This is a genomic window from Vibrio sp. 1402, from assembly GCF_033340275.1.
Map to the genome: position 1 here is coordinate 73,869 of NZ_JAWOWE010000012.1, position 17,900 is coordinate 91,768.

18 protein-coding genes are annotated in these 17,900 nt (G+C 40.3%); all 18 read left to right on the plus strand.

Annotation, left to right across the window (positions count from 1 at the left end; translation table 11 throughout):
* Positions 1–420 precede the first annotated feature (420 nt).
* The 18 genes from R7044_RS19355 to R7044_RS19440 all read left to right on the plus strand — a co-directional run bounded on the left by R7044_RS19355 (position 421) and on the right by R7044_RS19440 (position 17,833).
* Complete coding sequence (locus R7044_RS19355; RefSeq protein WP_025636575.1) at positions 421–1,611, plus strand: class I SAM-dependent methyltransferase; 1,191 nt, start codon at positions 421–423, stop codon at positions 1,609–1,611.
* 88 nt (positions 1,612–1,699) lie between these two features.
* Positions 1,700–1,831 (plus strand): hypothetical protein, encoded by a 132-nt coding sequence (locus R7044_RS19360; RefSeq protein ID WP_254919935.1) that lies wholly within the window; start codon positions 1,700–1,702, stop codon positions 1,829–1,831.
* Between the two features lie 184 nt (positions 1,832–2,015).
* Positions 2,016–2,447 carry a hypothetical protein gene (locus tag R7044_RS19365; protein WP_025636572.1) on the plus strand — a complete coding sequence of 144 codons (432 nt, stop codon included), beginning with the start codon at positions 2,016–2,018 and terminating at the stop codon, positions 2,445–2,447.
* Positions 2,448–2,497: 50 nt separating this feature from the next.
* The gene (locus R7044_RS19370) at positions 2,498–2,626 is read left to right on the plus strand and encodes a hypothetical protein (protein WP_257390153.1); all 129 of its coding nucleotides are present in this window, start codon (positions 2,498–2,500) and stop codon (positions 2,624–2,626) included.
* Positions 2,627–3,139: 513 nt separating this feature from the next.
* On the plus strand, positions 3,140–4,660 hold the full coding sequence (locus R7044_RS19375; RefSeq protein WP_138058894.1) for an LPD25 domain-containing protein: 1,521 nt from the start codon (positions 3,140–3,142) through the stop codon (positions 4,658–4,660).
* Between the two features lie 788 nt (positions 4,661–5,448).
* Positions 5,449–5,742, plus strand: a complete 294-nt coding sequence (locus tag R7044_RS19380; protein WP_025636822.1) for a hypothetical protein — start codon at positions 5,449–5,451, stop codon at positions 5,740–5,742.
* Between the two features lie 36 nt (positions 5,743–5,778).
* A complete protein-coding gene (locus R7044_RS19385) occupies positions 5,779–5,988 on the plus strand; it encodes a hypothetical protein (protein WP_025636820.1) in 210 nt (69 codons plus the stop codon).
* A gap of 475 nt (positions 5,989–6,463) precedes the next feature.
* Positions 6,464–7,054, plus strand: a complete 591-nt coding sequence (locus R7044_RS19390; protein WP_077202324.1) for a hypothetical protein — start codon at positions 6,464–6,466, stop codon at positions 7,052–7,054.
* Entirely contained in the window at positions 7,051–7,248 is a 198-nt protein-coding gene (locus R7044_RS19395; RefSeq protein WP_025636691.1) for a hypothetical protein, read from the plus strand. The genes R7044_RS19390 and R7044_RS19395 overlap by 4 nt, the downstream gene beginning before the upstream one ends.
* Before the next feature lie 1,228 nt (positions 7,249–8,476).
* Positions 8,477–9,007, plus strand: coding sequence for a hypothetical protein (locus R7044_RS19400; protein WP_025636817.1), 531 nt, complete (start codon positions 8,477–8,479; stop codon positions 9,005–9,007).
* Positions 9,008–9,475: 468 nt separating this feature from the next.
* Positions 9,476–10,657, plus strand: a complete 1,182-nt coding sequence (locus R7044_RS19405; RefSeq protein WP_025636717.1) for a DGQHR domain-containing protein — start codon at positions 9,476–9,478, stop codon at positions 10,655–10,657.
* A 579-nt stretch (positions 10,658–11,236) separates the two neighbouring features.
* The gene (locus R7044_RS19410; RefSeq protein WP_025636798.1) at positions 11,237–11,575 is read left to right on the plus strand and encodes a hypothetical protein; all 339 of its coding nucleotides are present in this window, start codon (positions 11,237–11,239) and stop codon (positions 11,573–11,575) included.
* A gap of 10 nt (positions 11,576–11,585) precedes the next feature.
* A complete protein-coding gene (locus R7044_RS19415) occupies positions 11,586–11,960 on the plus strand; it encodes a hypothetical protein (protein WP_025636800.1) in 375 nt (124 codons plus the stop codon).
* A gap of 540 nt (positions 11,961–12,500) precedes the next feature.
* Complete coding sequence (locus tag R7044_RS19420) at positions 12,501–12,941, plus strand: hypothetical protein (protein ID WP_025636794.1); 441 nt, start codon at positions 12,501–12,503, stop codon at positions 12,939–12,941.
* A gap of 72 nt (positions 12,942–13,013) precedes the next feature.
* Positions 13,014–13,259: a hypothetical protein gene (locus R7044_RS19425; RefSeq protein WP_025636793.1), complete on the plus strand. Its 246-nt coding sequence runs from the start codon at positions 13,014–13,016 to the stop codon at positions 13,257–13,259.
* 523 nt (positions 13,260–13,782) lie between these two features.
* Positions 13,783–14,208 carry a hypothetical protein gene (locus R7044_RS19430; RefSeq protein ID WP_025767165.1) on the plus strand — a complete coding sequence of 142 codons (426 nt, stop codon included), beginning with the start codon at positions 13,783–13,785 and terminating at the stop codon, positions 14,206–14,208.
* A gap of 1,873 nt (positions 14,209–16,081) precedes the next feature.
* Positions 16,082–17,167, plus strand: a complete 1,086-nt coding sequence (locus R7044_RS19435; RefSeq protein WP_025634167.1) for a ParM/StbA family protein — start codon at positions 16,082–16,084, stop codon at positions 17,165–17,167.
* 9 nt (positions 17,168–17,176) lie between these two features.
* Positions 17,177–17,833 carry a hypothetical protein gene (locus R7044_RS19440; protein WP_025634166.1) on the plus strand — a complete coding sequence of 219 codons (657 nt, stop codon included), beginning with the start codon at positions 17,177–17,179 and terminating at the stop codon, positions 17,831–17,833.
* The last annotated feature ends 67 nt before the right edge of the window (positions 17,834–17,900 follow it).

Consider the following 17,900-nt stretch of genomic DNA (forward strand, 5'->3'; position numbering starts at 1 on the left):
GAAACTTAAAATTGCTCTCCACTAATAGGGGGTTCCCCTAGTCGCCACCGAGGCCCACCCGCCGGACTTACCCCAGCATCACTAGGGCTCGTCCCTCACCAAGTTCTGCCGCTCAAGGCTGTTGTCCACCAGCGCTAGTACGATTCCAACCAACCCCCGTTGTCACCGTCCTAGCAGAATGCTGGTGGCCATATGAATCGCCTTCGGCAAGCAAAAAGCATTTGTATCGCTTTTCTTAACGGCTTCGCCTAAAAAGCTGACCCTCTATCGAGCCCTATTGTGACGCCTTTGTCCGGGGCAAAGTCAATGTGATTAGTTAATTATATTTTACTTTATTTAGTGTTTAAATATGGTATTTGTCTATGGGGTTAGATATAATTATTACCAGTTAATCAATTAGATATATTGCTTGGGGGCATTATGGAAATTACAACATTTATAGACGAAGATGGTCTGTCATTCATTCTTTCACAATCATTAGGAAATGTTGAGGTGCTTTATGACTGCGGCTCTTCCGTACTTCTAGACACCCCTAGTAAAGCGGAATACAAAAAAAAATTTGGTGCTAGTCGTCCCTCAAGAGCAATAGTTGTTCACAGCGATACAAAGCCCAATTGCTTAAAGAGTCTGTTCATTATCAACAATATGAAAATGTCGGCACCCTTAGAAGACACTTTCTATTACCAATGGCTGGAGAGAAATGAGTGCGATACTCGCCAGGTAACAGGCAATAAGATCATTGATAAAGCCAATTTTTTGAACGCTCTTGGTTTCCACCCAGACATTCACTTCATCAGTGAGGATACTTTGACTGTAATCAAGCATGCACATGACCATTTCTTTTTCAACAAACTTAATGAGAAAGAGCAATCTGATGATCACTCCATTGAACATGAACTGTCATTGCTTCTACCAATAGACAACACACTAGTATTACCTCAAAAGCAGCTGAAGCACTACAAAGCGATAAAGAACTTATTACTTAAGGCTGGAGGCAAATACAAAAAAGGTGCATTTCATTTCGAGTATAGAAACGTAGTTGATATACAAAAGAAACTTATCGAAGGAGAAGAGCTCAATGATAAGAAAAAATACCAAATGTTTTTCTCTCCGGACACTCTAGCAGATGAAATGATGATTGACTTAGATCTCAGGCCTGAACATAGATGGATGGAACCTAGTTGCGGCGATGGTAGGTGTGCAAATCGTATGGCTCGAATTAGTGATAATGGTGTTGCTATCGAGCTGAACCCTCAGAACTTCGACATGCTTAAGCATCATAGATACGCAACTCACTGTATGGACTTTATGGAGTACCCTGAGGGTAATAAGTTCGACCGTATTTTGGCTAACCCCCCATTCAATAAGCACCAGGACATTAAGCATATAAGAAAGATGTTCAATCACTTAGACATCGGTGGCCGCTTAGTTACCATAGCAAGTGATGGAGCGGTTAACGGGACCCGTAGAATTCAAAGAGAATTCCAAGAATGGCTGAAGGAGCTGGGCGCATCGGTCACTAGTTGTAAAGAAGGGACTTTCTCCGAATCTGGTACACAAGTGAAGACTGTAAAAATAGTGATTTCAAAAGGTAAATCTAATGAGTGTTAAATGTATAGCAAGACCTAAAGAAGGCGAGAGCTGTTTAATTACTGGACTAGAGGCATCTAATCTATATTGCTATGGGGAAAATTTTATCTTGAAGGAGTTGGTACCAGCTCCAGCTGATGGTTGGACCTACGAAGATTTAGAGGAGTGCTGCTCTAAGTTTGAATACGATTATGCAGATGTCTATCTAGGCGAGCAATGGATAGGCAGCACAGAAATTTAGTGGTTAATTGAGAATGCCATGGCCTTAGATTTTTTAAGGGCCATGTCACCCCAGGAATTCACTAAAGACGAACAGAGTAATAGAAAAAATACCACAACATAGATGTTATAATGTGGTATTTTAATTCGTGTTTTGTTATACTCTTTACATGGCTTGTTAATAAATTCAATTGCTTGGGGGCAATATGAGACACAATAATATTCTCATTTCTTTTGAAGAAATGAAGCAATTTCTCAAGTTTCATTACAGACATTCACGGCTATATGGCCGTAACAAAGATAATGGCTGGGATGATGGATACGGTGACCGCATTGTAGAGGCTTATCATATCGATATCATTAACGGTAAGCGCTGCTATATCTCCCGGCATGAGCACCAGAAAGCTGATGGCTTAAGTTTCTCTTCCCAGGATGTATTCAACTATATTGGATACATTTCATCAAATGACACCCTCGAGGCTGAGCTTGAAGTGTTAAAAGAAATGCTAGGCACTGACAGTCAAACAGAACCTAAGTTAGGTAAGAGCTCACATGTTACTACTAAAGATTTGGCAAAACAGAAATATGCTATTTACACGAGAATTTTAAGCCTTCGACCTCGAGCTAAAGTTTCTTGAGGATTACCAGTATAAAGTTTTATTTCGTTCGGCAACTAGGAGCTAATCTTATGAGTAACAATATTATCGCTTTCTTATTAATAGCAGCACTTTCTCCCTCGGTCAGCGCGGTGGGTCAAATCGATGAGAACGTGAAATATACCTCAATACCAACGGTTCATCATCTGAACCAAAAGTAGTAGAGATACTTCAAAACCCCTCAAAAAAACTCAGTGTTAAGCACTGAGTTTTTTTTTGTCCTGTGAACAAGATATTGAGATGAATTTTCTCTCCACTAATAGGGGTTCCCCCTAGTCGCCACCGAGGCCCACCCGCCGGACTTACCCCTGCATCCCTAAGGCTCGTTCCTCACCAAGTGCTGCCGCTCAAGGCTGTTGTCCACCAGCGCTAGTACGATGCCAACAAACCCCCGTTGTCACCGTCCTAGCAGAATGCTGGTGGCCATATGAATCGCCTTCGGCGAGCAAAAAGCATTTGTATCGCTTTTCTTAACGGCTTCGCCTAAAAAGCTGACCCTCTATCGAGCCCTATTGTGACGCCCTTGTTCGGGCCAAAGTCAATAAATAAAGTTAAGTATATTTTACTATTTATAGTGTGTTAATATGGTATTTATTGGGGGTGTGAGTTATAATGTTTTTAAGTTAAGAGAACAACTTATTCTTAATCTATTTTTCCGATGCTTGGGGGCAACGATGATTAAACCAATTTCAGTTACTGTATTATTTTCTGAATCAAAAATGCTTGAAGAGAAAGATTACTCTATCGAAGATTTTGAACAACTTGCTCATGAAGTAGCTGCAAAATGCGAACTAGGGTATGAAAAGACAGATGTTAAGGTAACTTTCGATTCTGGCACGATTTTCAATATTGACCTAAGCCTGGGTCGTGGTTGCGACAAAAGTATAAAAGAGCGCCTAGGGAAGTTGAAATCGTATGTAGAAGAATTCAAGGAGCGATTGACACGAGAAGAGCTGCTTGAGTTTGGTTTTCTAACTAAGGTCGATTTAGAAGATATCGACAACAGCAAGAACAAGGCACTTTATTCCTCTATTATTGCCGAAGAAGCTAAGCGCAAGGAAGAGGAAGAAAAGAAAGCATACGAAGAAAGGCAAAAGCGCATAATGGAACATCGGAAAGCGGTAGAGGCTTTCCAGGACAACTTATCTATCCCTGAAGATGCCCAGGCGGTTATCGTTGCCAAATTTACCTCTATGAGTGATAGATCAGACCCTTATACTGATTATTATGAAACACAAACTAATAGAACCATCATCCTGGCATGGTCAAAGCACACCCGAGATCTATTTTCTGAGATGCGTAAAGCAGCGCTAAACCACCAAGACACCGCAGCCCTATCCGACAAAGAGCTTAGTACAGAGCACAGAGAAAAGTATTCTATGGGACGAGGCTTTTATCTGACAAATAAAGATTACATTCGTTGCGGTATAGAAATTAGAAAGATAGTGCTCAACACGAACGATAAAAAATCAAGTGTTCCTTATGGAGAAATAGCTATTCCAGAAAAGAAGGTTACTGGCAAGAAAACAGAAAACAGTAGTAATCAATCCGAAGTAGACCTTAAGAACTCTATTGTTGGGAAGGCCAAGCCAATTGAGGTGATGCATCACACAAAAAAAGGCCATTTAGTTTTCGTGGTGAACTTCGAAGAAAAACAAAGCCCTGATGTTTTTAAGTCGTTGCTTTCAGTGGCTAAGGAGAACAATGGGTATTACTCAAAGTTTAAATCTGATGGCGCTATCCCAGGTTTTCATTTTACTGACCGTTCGGATGTAAATGGCTTCTTCAAATGCATTGGTATGTTGGCTGATTACTCATGCCTTAACGAGCCATCTAGTAATGGTCAGCAAGACAACTCTAACAAGGAGCCTATCAAGCTTAATCATTCCGAAGTCGTCAGCGTCGAAAGTGGAAAAGAGAAGGAAGGGCAAGGAAGTAGCTACATCAAATCTATGATTGCCAATAAGAAAAAGCAACATGAAGATGTAAAGAAATGGATTGGATTTACTAAGGTTATCACAGTACAGGTGGGTAGCTTTCCACAGGAACAGATAGATAAGCAGTCATTTCTCGATATGTCAGAGTTGTTCTTAATGTCAGAACCAATCGTTAGTAATAACACTGTGGTTTATAGCTATGAAGATACGATTTTCACACTCGAACTTGAAGCAAACATTAGCTTGAATGTACATTAGACTTGGTATTGGTTTTGGGTTGTTTTTTATGTGGAAATTATATTATTACAATTTAGGTGGGTCAGCAGTAGAGAGAAAGCCTGAACCTCTTTCGCATACTTTAGAAGACAGCCTGAACATTCTCGAGCGTAGGTTTAAAAGCCAATGCCTAACAGAAGTGGTGAAGGCTAAACATTTTTCCTTGTACTCTATCTGTGTCCCCCATAAGGGAAAGAGCAATCAAAAGTCAATTAGTGGAAGATTGCTGGTATATAGAGAACCAGCACCAGAATAACCGCTCCCCAAGCGACCAGCCCCGGCAATATTGTCGGGGCTTTTTTTTCTCTGGTGTACATAAAACCAATCAACTACAATCGAAACATAAAAATTTCTCTCCACTAATAGGGGATACCCCTAGTCGCCACCGAGGCCCACCCGCCGGACTTACCCCTGCAGCGCTAAGGTTCGTTCCTCACTAAGTGCTGCCGCTCAAGGCTGTTGACCTCCAGCGCTAGGTCGTTGCCAACAAACCCCCGTTGTCACCGTCCTAGCAGAATGCTGGTGGCCATATGATTCGCCTTCGGCGAGCTAGAAGCATTTGTATCGCTTTTCTTAACGGCTTCGCCTAAAAAGCTGACCCTCTATCGAGCCCTATTGTGTTGCCTTTGTCCGGTCCAAAGTCAATCAATATAGTTCAGTATATTTTACTATGTAAAATGTGTAAATGTGGTATTTTAGGGCGTGTTTTAGTATAATTTCCTTAGTTGCTTATGTAACTATCTATTTGAAAACAATTGCTTGGGGGCAATATGAAAACAGAGTTCTGCAATTACGATAATCTTAAAAAAGTCGCTCAAGGCCAAGCAATGCTCTTTGTTTGGCCAAATGAATTAATCAATAAATCACTCACAACAATTTCTTTTACTGATGAATCTAAAGAACTAGGTCTTCAACCACTACTGATAGACGCATTCACTGCTTCCATATTAGTAAAGGTGTTAGATGCGCTAAGAGAATCAACGCAAGATAAGGTTAAAGAGAGAATTCAAACAGACAGAGCGAACTTCTGTCTGTTCTACGAAAGAGCAATGAGTGTCATCTGACAAGCAAGATCATTTGTAAATGTTAGGAGGAAAGACATGTTTAAGTACTTACCAATAGCAGCTTTTCAAGCTGAATCGTTGCCAGAGACGAATGCAATTGCTACTACCCCCGATAAAACTGAATATTATCTAGACATAGCCGCTGCCAAGGAGCTTTCAGTATATGACCAACTGGTAGATATTGAGCCAGAAATTGCCACATTGGCTGAAAGCGGTACGGAAGTAATAAACCTAAGTGTTTACTAATTAATGGGTACTTGACCCCAGGTAAGCCGCAATGAGTAAACATTGCGGCTTACCTGCTCTCCACTAACAGGGGTTCCCCCTAGTCGCCACCGAGGCCCACCCGCCGGACTTACCCTTGCAATGCTAGGTCTCGTGCCTCGCCAAGTATTGCCGCTCAAGGCTGTTGTCCACCAGCGCCAGGACATTGCCAACAAACCCCCGTTGTCACCGTCCTAGCAGAATGCTGGTGGCCATTAGAATCGCCTTCGGCGAGCTAAAAGCATTTGTATCGCTTTTCTTAACGGCTTCGCCTAAAAAGCTGACCCTCTGTCGAGCCCCATTGTGTCGCCTTTGTCCGAGGTAAAGTCAATCAATATAGTTAAGTATATTTAACCATATTAGGTGTGTGAATGTGGTATCTTATGGCATGTTTTAGTATAATTTCTTTAATTGCTAATGTAACAATACATTTGAAAAACAATTGCTTGGGGGCAATATGACCAAAACAATAAGCAGCTTATCTATAAGCAAGAGAAAGAAGTACATAACTACCTGCGGAAAGACCATATCGTTGTGCCCTGAAATGCACATCTGTAACTATAATTACATGGATCAATATGGTACTCAGATTGCGAGAAGGAAAGAGCTGTTCCAGAAGAATGAAAATGCATATCTCTATTTTTCATACAATCTGGAACCAGGCAGTCCAGTGTATTACTTTTCGAATGGTTACAATGGGATTCACATCGATGACGTAGACCGGGAGGACTGTCTATTCTTCGGTATTATCCTCACTACTCAGATCATAGAAACGGACCTACTCATCATTTTTTTAATGTCTAAGATGCTGGTCAAAAAGAAAATCAGAGAAGGGACATATGTCTATGGCATTCATGACAAGACACTACCAGGACAGCTAGCACACCACGAAGTCGTATGGGATAAGCGCAAACAACTTTTCAACGATCATTCTGAAGTAATTAAGAAAATAAATGAGATTCATAGCTACCTTACAAGCAAGGAGATATTAGAACTCCATAAGGAGGCCGTTCATCATTCAATCACTGCTAGTAAGGAGAATGTATGAGATTAGTAGGATTAAAGGTATTCAATAAAGATAAAGTATTAAAAGGGAAGGTTACCCAGCAATACACATCCAGTACTGATGATAGGGAGGTGCTACTAATCAACGATGATTATGAGATCTGTATAGAGCAGGTTGATTACATACTCTTCACTCTAAAGCCGGATGAGCGTGGTGAGCATCTAAGAATAAAATAACCTTATGATAGCGGCTCAGGTCCGCTATCGAGCCTTAAGCCAGAAGAAAACATAATATCAGTCTCTTTCAATATCAAAGCTCTCAATAGACTACCAAAATTACATGTGTATAAATGTGGTATTTAACTCGGCCACTTGCTATAATATATAATAGTTGTTAGCAATTGCTTGGGGGCAATATGAAATTTAGAGAAATTGATGGAAAGCAACAGGTTTGTTTCGAACTGGAGGACATTCCAAGTTTTGGCAGTGACATCTGGTTTCAGGTCGAATGCTTAGATGGTCTGTATTGTTTGCTTCTTAGTTACCTACGAAATTGCGGACCAACAAAGCAAGAAGAGACGATAAATAAAAAACGTAGACTCGCATTGCTACACATAAGAAAAGCATGGTGGATAATAAAAAGACAGAGATTACCTTTAGATGTCGTCAAAGGATTTAGTGTGTCAAACAAGTTTGCAAAACTTAAAGGCTTTACAGTTCTAGGATAGATTAAACTACAAGGTAATTGAGTGATGACTGATACAAGTGATCTACGACATGTGTATAGGCTAACACAGCTTGGCAGTGGTACATGTAAGTTTGGCGACTGTGAAGTTTGCAACGAGCATTTTGATACCGGTTACTACCTAGTTCAAATGAGAGTGTATCTGAATAGATTTACCGGGAATGAACATTTGACATATTCAGGGTGTTTTACACTATTTGGTCATAAAGAGTGCTTGATTACTCAAACATGACTATATCGATGATTTTTATCATACGCTAAAAAGAGGCTCCCAAGGGAGCCTCTTTTTATTAGGTGGGTTTGTGAGATTTTAGCTCTCCACTAAGAGGGGTCCCCCCTAGTCGCCACCGAGGCCCACCCGCCGGACTTACCCCTGCATCCCTAAGGCTCGTCCCTCACCAAGTTCTGCCGCTCAAGGCTGTTGTCCACCAGCGCTAGGACGATGCCAACAAACCCCCGTTGTCACCGTCCTAGCAGAATGCTGGTGGCCATATGAATCGCCTTCGGCGAGCAAAAAGAATTTGTATCGCTTTTCTTAACGGCTTCGCCTAAAAAGCTGACCCTCTATCGAGCCCTATTGTGTTGCCTTTGTCCTTCCCAAAGTCAATAAAATATGGGAACAATAATTTATAAAATATTGTGTTATCATATGGTATATTTGTAAGGGTTAGTATATAATAACGCCAGTTTAATCAATTATTTAAATGCTTGGGGGCATGTATGGAATTAAATACTTTTACACATATGGTTACTGGAGAGGAAACTTTTATACCTGCTATGGTATTCATCCCTAACACGAACCAGCGCTTATCAGTGATGTACTGCGAAGAGTTAAAGGCGGTTGTTTGTATCAATGGGGGTTTATTCCTACCAGCTGACACTGAAGCAGCTTGCAATGGAGGCGTTGCTGGTACTCTTCAACTAGCATCGGCTTATGAAGTAGGACAGAAAGAGGACACTAAAAAAACAATCAAGCTAGGCTCATGTGAACCAGGCACAGCAACAGAATTTGGTACTGTTAGTAAGTCAACAAACACAAAACAATATAACGCTATCGTCTTATACAACTCAATAACTGGGAGTATTCATTCAGCGTATGATGACGAAGAAAAGGCAAATAGCGCTTTTGATAAAATCTGGTCATTAACGCAGTTCCCATCAATGAGGCTCAAAAAGCTGACTTACTGGTCAGACATTGGTAAGGCTCATCAATACCTAGAAGGTGTATCAGTAGACTCTTGTTGTGCTTGATATCAACAACCTGCCCAAAGCGGCAGGTTGTTGATTTGCTCTCCACTAACAGGGTTCCCCTAGTCGCCACCGAGGCCCACCCGCCGGACTTACCCCTGCAGCGCTAAGGTTCGTTCCTCACTAAGTGCTGCCGCTCAAGGCTGTTGACCTCCAGCGCTAGGTCGTTGCCAACAAACCCCCGTTGTCACCGACCTAGCAGAATGCTGGTGGTCATAAGATTCGCCTACGGCGAGCTAAAAGCATTTGTATCGCTTTTCTTAACGGCTTCGCCTAAAAAGCTGACCCTCTATCGAGCCCTATTGTGTCGCCTTTGTCGGGGCTAATGTCAATCAAAAAAGGCAACAATAATTATTAAATATTTGGTGTTACAATGTGGTATTTTTTGGGGTGAGGGTGTATAATAAATACATGAAAACAAAGGCATAGTTTTCATGTTAACTGATTTTTAAATAGCTTGGGGGCTAAAATATGTCAATTGATAAAAACTTCGCATACTCACTTCCTTGTACTGTAGGTAAGCAATTCAAACCATTTCATCTAGTGAATGTTCCAGCTTCAGTATTGGTCTCACTACTAAACATCGATAACAAGGGTAGTGTACTTAAACGTAGCCAGCGAGAGGTAAATATGAAGCGAGCGAAAGATTTCGCGAAATACCTTGTGAACAACTATAAGCGTTTTTACATCATCCCAACTATCATTGGTGTGGTTGTGTCGAAGAAAGATAAAAAGCCTGAATTTGAAGAGGTTATGGAAGGAGCGCGAGTTGGTCTACTTCATATATCTATGGATAGTTCCATTAAGCTATTCGATGGCCAACATCGTTCTGTTGGAATCGACTTCGCTCTAGAAATGTTGTGTGATGAACTCGCCGAGTTAGGTTTTGATCTAGAGAACGTAGATGTTCCTATTATGCTATATACGAACTTGACACTTAAAGAGAGGCAGTTGGGCTTTTGTGACATCAACCAAAACTTGGCCAAACCTCAACAAAGTATTTCAGATGCCTTTAATACACGTGACCCTCTTCCATGTTTAGCTCGTTACATAACTGAGAACTGCGTTGCGTTTAAAGACCTGGTTGATATGGAGCACAATACGATCACCAAGAAGTCTGAAAAGTACTTTCCTTTGAAAGCTATCAAAGATATCAACCAAATCCTGCTGGGGTTGAGTAAGGAAGTAAAAGAAATCTCTGATTCAAAGTACCAGCTAGCAAACGAGTTTTGGACTACTGTTTCTAGAGCCATGGGTTGGGGAGGCTTAGCATTCAGCGATACGTCAGCAGAAGAATTCCGTAATACCTGTATTCTAACTCATGTAGCTACACTAAAGGCTGTTGCAGTAGCTGGAAATATCGCAATGAATCACTATGGCTCTCTCGAAGCAGTTCAGTGGGATAAGCTTGAAGAACTTAACTACTCACGCGATCTAGGTACGTCTGACTTTACTGGCCGCATCATAGATGACAAGAGTGGCAATATGTCAGTGAATAAAACTAGCATTGACTTGGCTGCAAATAAACTCCTTACAACCCTGGGTGTACCACTTTCTGAAGCACGGCAAAAGTTAGAGGATCAGTACTTTGGTTCTCAAAGTATGAGCGATGATAGTGGTGACATTAATGGAGCAACAGAACAAGCCGCTTAACCAAGCTTTAATTAGAGAAGCCCTGACTAAGTTCAGGGCTTTTTGTTGCGAGTAAACAATATAACGCATTCACAATTTTCTCTCCACTAACAGGGGTTTCCCCTAGTCGCCACCGAGGCCCACCCGCCGGACTTACCCCTAAGCACTAAGAATCGTTCCTCTTCAAGTGCTTCATTTAATGAAACCCTAGAGCAATCTGATTGCCAAAGAAAAGAATTTGTCATTCAGATTGCTACCCTAGGGTGCAAAAGTTTATCTCGCTCAAGGCTGCTAGACCTCCAGCGCCATAGAAATGCCAACATAAACCCCGTTGTCATTGCTATGGCAGGGTGCTGGTGGTCTAAATGAATCGCCTTCGGCGAGCTAAAAGCATTTGTATCGCTTTTCTTAACGGCTTCGCCTAAAAAGCTGACCCTCTATCGAGCCCTATTGTGTCGCCTTTGTCGGGGCTAATGTCAATCGAAAGGACAATACTTATTTTTCAATACATCGTGTTATTATGTGGTATTTAACTGGGTGGTTTGATATAATAAATACAAGTAAGTTACTGTTTATATTGTTAAATTGCTTGGGGGCATTATGAAGACAGTTATTCAAAACATTGAAAAAGTGACTATTGGTCATATAGTAGGCGGGGTTAAACAGGAGTCAGAAGTACGTCTATTAATCATTGAATCTAAGGACGTTGGCACGTTCGCTACATGTGTAGTAGAGAATGATGAATTTGGTACAAGCTTGTATGAGGTATGTAGCGTCAAAAGTCTAGACAACATTGTTGATGATGTTCAACAAGGCAGAAAGGTCGCGCTTAGTACATGGGAGCCTACCTTAATCCCTAATGTCGAGTATGTAGCGGAGCAGTTTGAGATCGCAGAGCTATTGAGTAACAAACCAAATCACATTAGTTTATTGAAGTAGGGGCACCACTATGAGAACTGAGAAACAGATTGAGCTAATTAGTAAGCACTATAAAGACCAGATCAGTGTATTCAGCGGAGAACCGCATCTAATGGTATGGACAGAAAAAGGAACTGGCTTTGTTTCAGTCAAAGAAATGTCTCAGAATAAATTCGATGAATTCTTGAAGGTTGCCCTTAAGCGTGAAGAAAAAGCTAACAATGAAGTTAAGCTAAAACAGATTTGTGCAGATTTCGGGGTTCTAGAAATACTTCAGTCAACGGCTCAATGGCGGGATTCAATCGAATCATTATTGACCTTGTTTTCTTTTGCGTTACTTCCGACACGCCTTGTGGAGCTAGAGAAGGAGCTTGAAAGAGCAGCGTTGTCATTCGACCATCAATAGATAAATATTGCTCAGATTTACTGGGCAATATTTGCTCTCCACTAACAGGGGTTCCCCCTAGTCGCCACCGAGGCCCACCCGCCGGACTTACCCCTACATCACTAAAGCTCGTGCCTCGCTAAGTGCTGTCATTGAAATTTCATTCAAACCTAAATCACTATGGACGCCAACAAAAATCCGTTGTCATCCATAGTGCAGTGGTAAGGTTTGATGAATTTCAATGTATCGCTCAAGGCTGTTAGACCTCCAGCGCCATAGCAATGCCAACATAAACCCCGTTGTCATTGCTATGGCAGGGTGCTGGTGGTCTAAATGAATCGCCTTCGGCGAGCTAGAAGCTTTTGTATCGCTTTTCTTAACGGCTTCGCCTAAAAAGCTGACCCTCTGTCGAGCCCTATTGTGTCGTCTTTGTCCGGTCTAAAGTCAACTAGAATAGTTAAGTATATTTTACTTTATTGTGTGTTCTAATATGGTATTTATAGTTGCGTTTATTTATAATACATACTCTGAACAAATAAATATCATAGGCTTGGGGGCAGTATGAAATTAGAAGTTATCATCAATAATTACACCATTATTTGCAGTCGTTTATTCGGTTATGTTGGGAAAAACAATGTCGGTTTAGTAGAGGGTAAGTTTATTTCGATTACCTATGAAAAGGTGATCAATGATTCAATATACATGGACTCAGACATAGCTTTTATCTTAGGTACTAACTCGGATATCGACACAAGACATAATATCGTAGAAATCCTAAGTTGCTTATCAGAGGAAGGGCATCGTGGTTCTTCTTTATCAAAAGTAATTTCAATAGGTAAGTTTCTTCTAGGGAAGAAGTTTAATGAACCTAGGTTAAAAGTGATGAAACAGTTTAGGGGAAAGACGGTTTCTACTTATGAATGGGATGTGTCAGGACAACCCTTAATAATCGAACAGACCAATGAGCCAGATTCATTATTATCTAGTTTCAAACTTATCTAGTGATATCTGACATATATCAATTGAACATACTAGCTAATTGAAAAGGAATATATTAAGGGTAGGGGGAACATATTGAATTTAGCAGCATTGTTATTACGCATTTACGCAGTAGCTGACGCTCTAACATTTATTTTTGAGCGTTTGGGTTTCTCAAATGTGGCTGATGCTTTTACAGTATTTGTACTAATTGTTGGGTTTGCAGAGGCTTTCGGTCTAATAGATAAAATTGTAGAAACTATCAAAACGAAAACGAGTACAAAGCAAAGAGTAAAATTGGCGATACTTTTAATTTTAATACTAATAACTATCCAATTGTAACAAGTAAATTTGTTTCAATTGGACGCTCTCCACTAATAGGGGTTCCCCCTAGTCGCCACCGAGGCCCACCCGCCGGACTTACCCCTACATCACTAAAGCTCGTTCCTCGCTAAGTGTTGTCATTGAAATTTCAATCAAACCTAATTCACTATGGACGCCAACAAAAAGACGTTGTCATCCTTAGTGCAGTAATAAGGTTTGATGCATTTCAATGTATCGCTCAAGGCTGCTAGACCTCCAGCGCCATAGCAATGCCAACATAAACCCCGTTGTCATTGCTATGGCAGGGGGCTGGTGGCCTAAATGATCTGCCTTCGGCAGCTAAAAGAAATTTCAACGCTTTTCTTAACGGCTTCGCCTAAAAAGCTAACCCTCTATCGAGCCCTATTGTGTCGTCTTTGTCTGGATAAAAGTCAATAATAATAGTTAAGTATATTTTACTTTTGTTTGTGTTTTAATGTGGTATTTTAATCTGGTTTTGGTATAATGGAAACAGTTGGGAATACTACTGGCGGGACAAAAAATGAAAGTAACAGTTCATAACTTCTACATCACTAACGGCAAGATTATTGGTCAAGTTGGTGATAACGATATGGGTTTAACTCAGGGGAGATTCTTTAGCGCGGAATTTCAGAAAAAAACTCCAAACGCTGTCTACTGTGAACTGGGAATAAAATATGAATTCGGCAAAGCCTCAGAAACACCTATCGGAGACCTTGTGAAAGAAAAGTTGTTCGATCTTCAATTCGAGATTACGCAGGGGTCAATAGTTGCTAAGGCACAAGAGTTACTGAGAGAAACGTTTGGTGTGGAAACTACGCCTTCTGTAATTTCAGAAGTCCAGTACAAAACACGTTTAGTACGTAAATTAGAGTGGTCATTCTTTGGTCGCAAGATCACCATGACAGAGTCAATTGATCACTCTGGATATAGCGAATTATCCATTTAAGCACTTAGGGCTAAAGCCCTAAATGCTTAATTTCCCGCTTCTTGGGGGTCACCCCCGACAGCTCGGCCCCAGCCAACCCGTCATCCCCCGATCACAATGCAATATCAAAGAACTTGACATTGATTATTTCGATCTATATTTTGGCGAAGCCCTTTTAATTATTTTAAATTTAAAAGTATTAAAATATTTTAATTCTAAAGAAGGGTCTGCGTTTTGTTTAACAGACTTGTTTTTCTCCCATATTTGTAAATATCAAAAATTACACTGTCCTTTTGGGCTCCTTTCTATGACCTTTAAGTGTCCGATTACTCTCACTGTGACGTAATGCTTTACTCACTTATTAAATGTCCATCGGGTATATTAGCTTGATTAATGCCATCCAATTGCCATTACAGTCCCACCAAATAGCCACTAATCGGTCAGGACAAAAAAGACCCTTTGCCAGGGCATATCTACAACTGTGAGTAATTAAGTGCTGTGGTGGATTTATCTTAAGTTATCAACTTAAGAGCATGTTTTAGCTTTAGACAGCTCAATGTGTGATGTTGCCAAAGCGATAGGTGCGTCCATTTTTAAGATGTTAAGAGACGTATCTTTTGAAATAATGTGAATATTTTGAGTGAAGGCCAGGGGGATGTTGGGGAGAGCAACTGAGGTCTACTTAGAGCAAGGAGCTCAGAACAATTTACTTTAAAATGAGGTTGGAACCTTAATGATAACCTTCCACCTTTGTATTCAGAAATTGAAAATACTATTTATTATTTGACCTATGTGAATAACGAGGTTGGCAAGCAAATGGCTAGTGTGGCACGTGGGGCCATCGACTGTCATCAACTGACTTAGTGTATAGACAGTCAGAGCCAAGTTGTGTTGTTCCGTTAGAACCTCACAAGCGAATGTTAGCTACAAATCAAAGTATTGAGCTCCCATGATGTTCAGATGATTAGGCAAAGAAAACGTCGGTTGCTTGATTCGGCTCTTGACGTATGTGCTAACGTAGAAGCACCAAACTGGCTTAACTGACTACATAAGCTTCCAATTGTCGAGGGCTTAAATTATATATATTTGCAGCCTAAATCGTCGATTTGACGAAGGCGGTGTTCGCGAACATTTTGCATCACTGTAATACGATTAAAGTCTCGGTCAATCATGGGATTTAGCATCGGTTGAGGTACTCAAAGCTCTGCATGTTCATTAAGTATAAGAGGACATATTAAAATTGCTCTTACACTCTTAGTGTATATTATCTATGTTATGTTAAATTCGCGACGATTGGAATTTTGTACACGTAGTTGTTACCACCTACCAAATATCAATAAGTTAGATACCTCCTTTTGAAAGTTGACTATGTGAAATCTCTTTCCCCTGTGAATTTGAAATTTGTGAGTATTAAACATAATGGCCATTTACCATAAAATAGGTTATCAGAAGATCTATTTAACTAAAGTTAAATAGATCTTCTGATAAAAAATAACTTAGTTTTCGATTACTCTTACTAAGATTCGAAGCAATATTTACTCATTTTATTCTTTGGTAGTTTTACTCTATGTCGTTTTTCAATTAACGTTGATACCTTGCTATTCTGGCAATATTCCCATGTATTTTGTCTAATCACTACATCGACTAGGTCTAAATTTAAACCTAAGTATTTTTGTACATTTGAACTGTCAGAAAATTGTACATATACCATTCGATTCTTTTTCGATATATAGAGAGATGATACTTCTATTTGGTAATTTCTCTCCAAGTTCTCCTTTAACTTCTCTCGCCAGTCTTCAATCAACACCTGCCTCCTAAAGTGAAAATATTTGAGGTTGTCACAGACATGCTATATATTGCATTTATCACTAAAAAACAATAGAGATATTTTACTATGTTTAACGACTGTTCAACACTATTTATTGGGTATGATGACGGTAATGCCCAACATAAGATCTCAGCTGAATCTGTTAAAACCTCCTTTCCTACACACATCCAACGTTCGACTGAACGTTTTGCGGTACTAGATGAAACCTTTTCAGTATCAAGTAATGCTCCTGTTCAAACGAAATTTACTTCTGCTGTTACAGGTAACGCTTACACCATTGGTGAGGTAAAACAACCTATTCCCAGGAACGATGACTTCTCCAATAGTGAAGCAGCTCAGGTTTTACTGCAGCATGGCTTAAATCAATTTGGAGATGAGTTACTCAATAAAAAGTACGTTCTTTGTACTGGAATGCCATTAAGACAGTTCTTTAAAACAGATGGGTCCGTCAACGAAAACAATGTTAAGCAAAAGATGCTCTCTATGCAGAGATCTTTTGATCACTTAGGTACTGACCCGGAATCGAAGCTGCGGAAGTCAAATATTGAAGCTCTACTTGTTCAGCCCGAAGCACTAGCAGCCCTTCGTGTATTCCTATTTAAGAGAGATGATTCAGGGATGTTGGTACATAACCCTGAATACATAGGAAAAACGATCGCAATCGCTGATCCTGGTGGTAAAACAACTGATATAGCTGTGTTTGACGATGGAACTATTGATATGGATCGTTCTGTCACCCAGGACATCGGGTTCAATCAGATTGTCAAAAAAGCATCCAACTACCTTTACGATTTAGGTTTCACCACACCCACACATCAGCAGTGCCGTAAGTTAATTGATGAAGGTATTGTTACAGTTCGGGGGGTTGAAAAAGATCATTCAGAATGGGCAGAGAATGCACGGAAGGAGCTAGCTAGTAAGATTTTTGGCGCAATCACTGATACCTTATCTAAAGCTGTAGATATTGATTTAATCATATTCATTGGAGGTACTATTGCCGCATTGCGTGAAGAAATTACACCTTTAATTGAAGAGTATTACGGTAAAGATAACAACTCATTCCTCATACCAGATGAAGCAGACAAGCTAAACGCTTGGGGCCTTGAGTTGTTTGCAGAGCTTTGGTACCAAAACAACAAAAAGAATAAGTAGGCAAAGGTCATGGGGCGCTTTTCATTAAAAGTGGAAATAAGGATACCAAATGATTACTCAACAGAATGCCGAGAGTTAGCGAATTCAAAATCAATAACTCTCAAATCGTTAGTCGAAGAGTTAATTAGAATTGGGTATTTCATCGAAGAGGGTGAGTTCGATAAGCTTATGTATTATTTTGATAACATCCTCCCTCATGAGATCAGAGACTGGGATTGGTGCCGCAACTTAGGGTTACACATTGATAAAGTAAAGAGAAGAGCTAGCATACACATAACGGATTCTTCTGTGTATCACCAAGGTCTCGTTCATACTTATTTGTCTGCACATTCCGAAAACGATCCCAAGCAAGCTCTTAATGATGTCAACCAACATGCTATCAATATGATGAATTCTGCTATTCATTTCCTTCAAAACCAAAGTAATAAAGAAAGGTTTAAGTGTAATGAGTACAAGACACTCGAAAATGTTGAGCAACATTTGGCTAAAATAGCTTCAAGTATTGAAAAGCTTTCAAACCACCCTATTGGCTTTAGAGCTGTTGAGGGGCAAACTGAACAGCCAGATGCTTTTTCTACGAAAGATGATTATCTTGAAAGTAAAGATGGTGTCTCTGATAGCTTAGCTATTGATAATTTCAACATGGAGTCATTGCTGATAGCTTAAGAAAAATGGGGCTAATGGGGCTTAGCACTGTTTAGTTAAGCCCCACTTTTGAAAGGAGTTGGTAGCG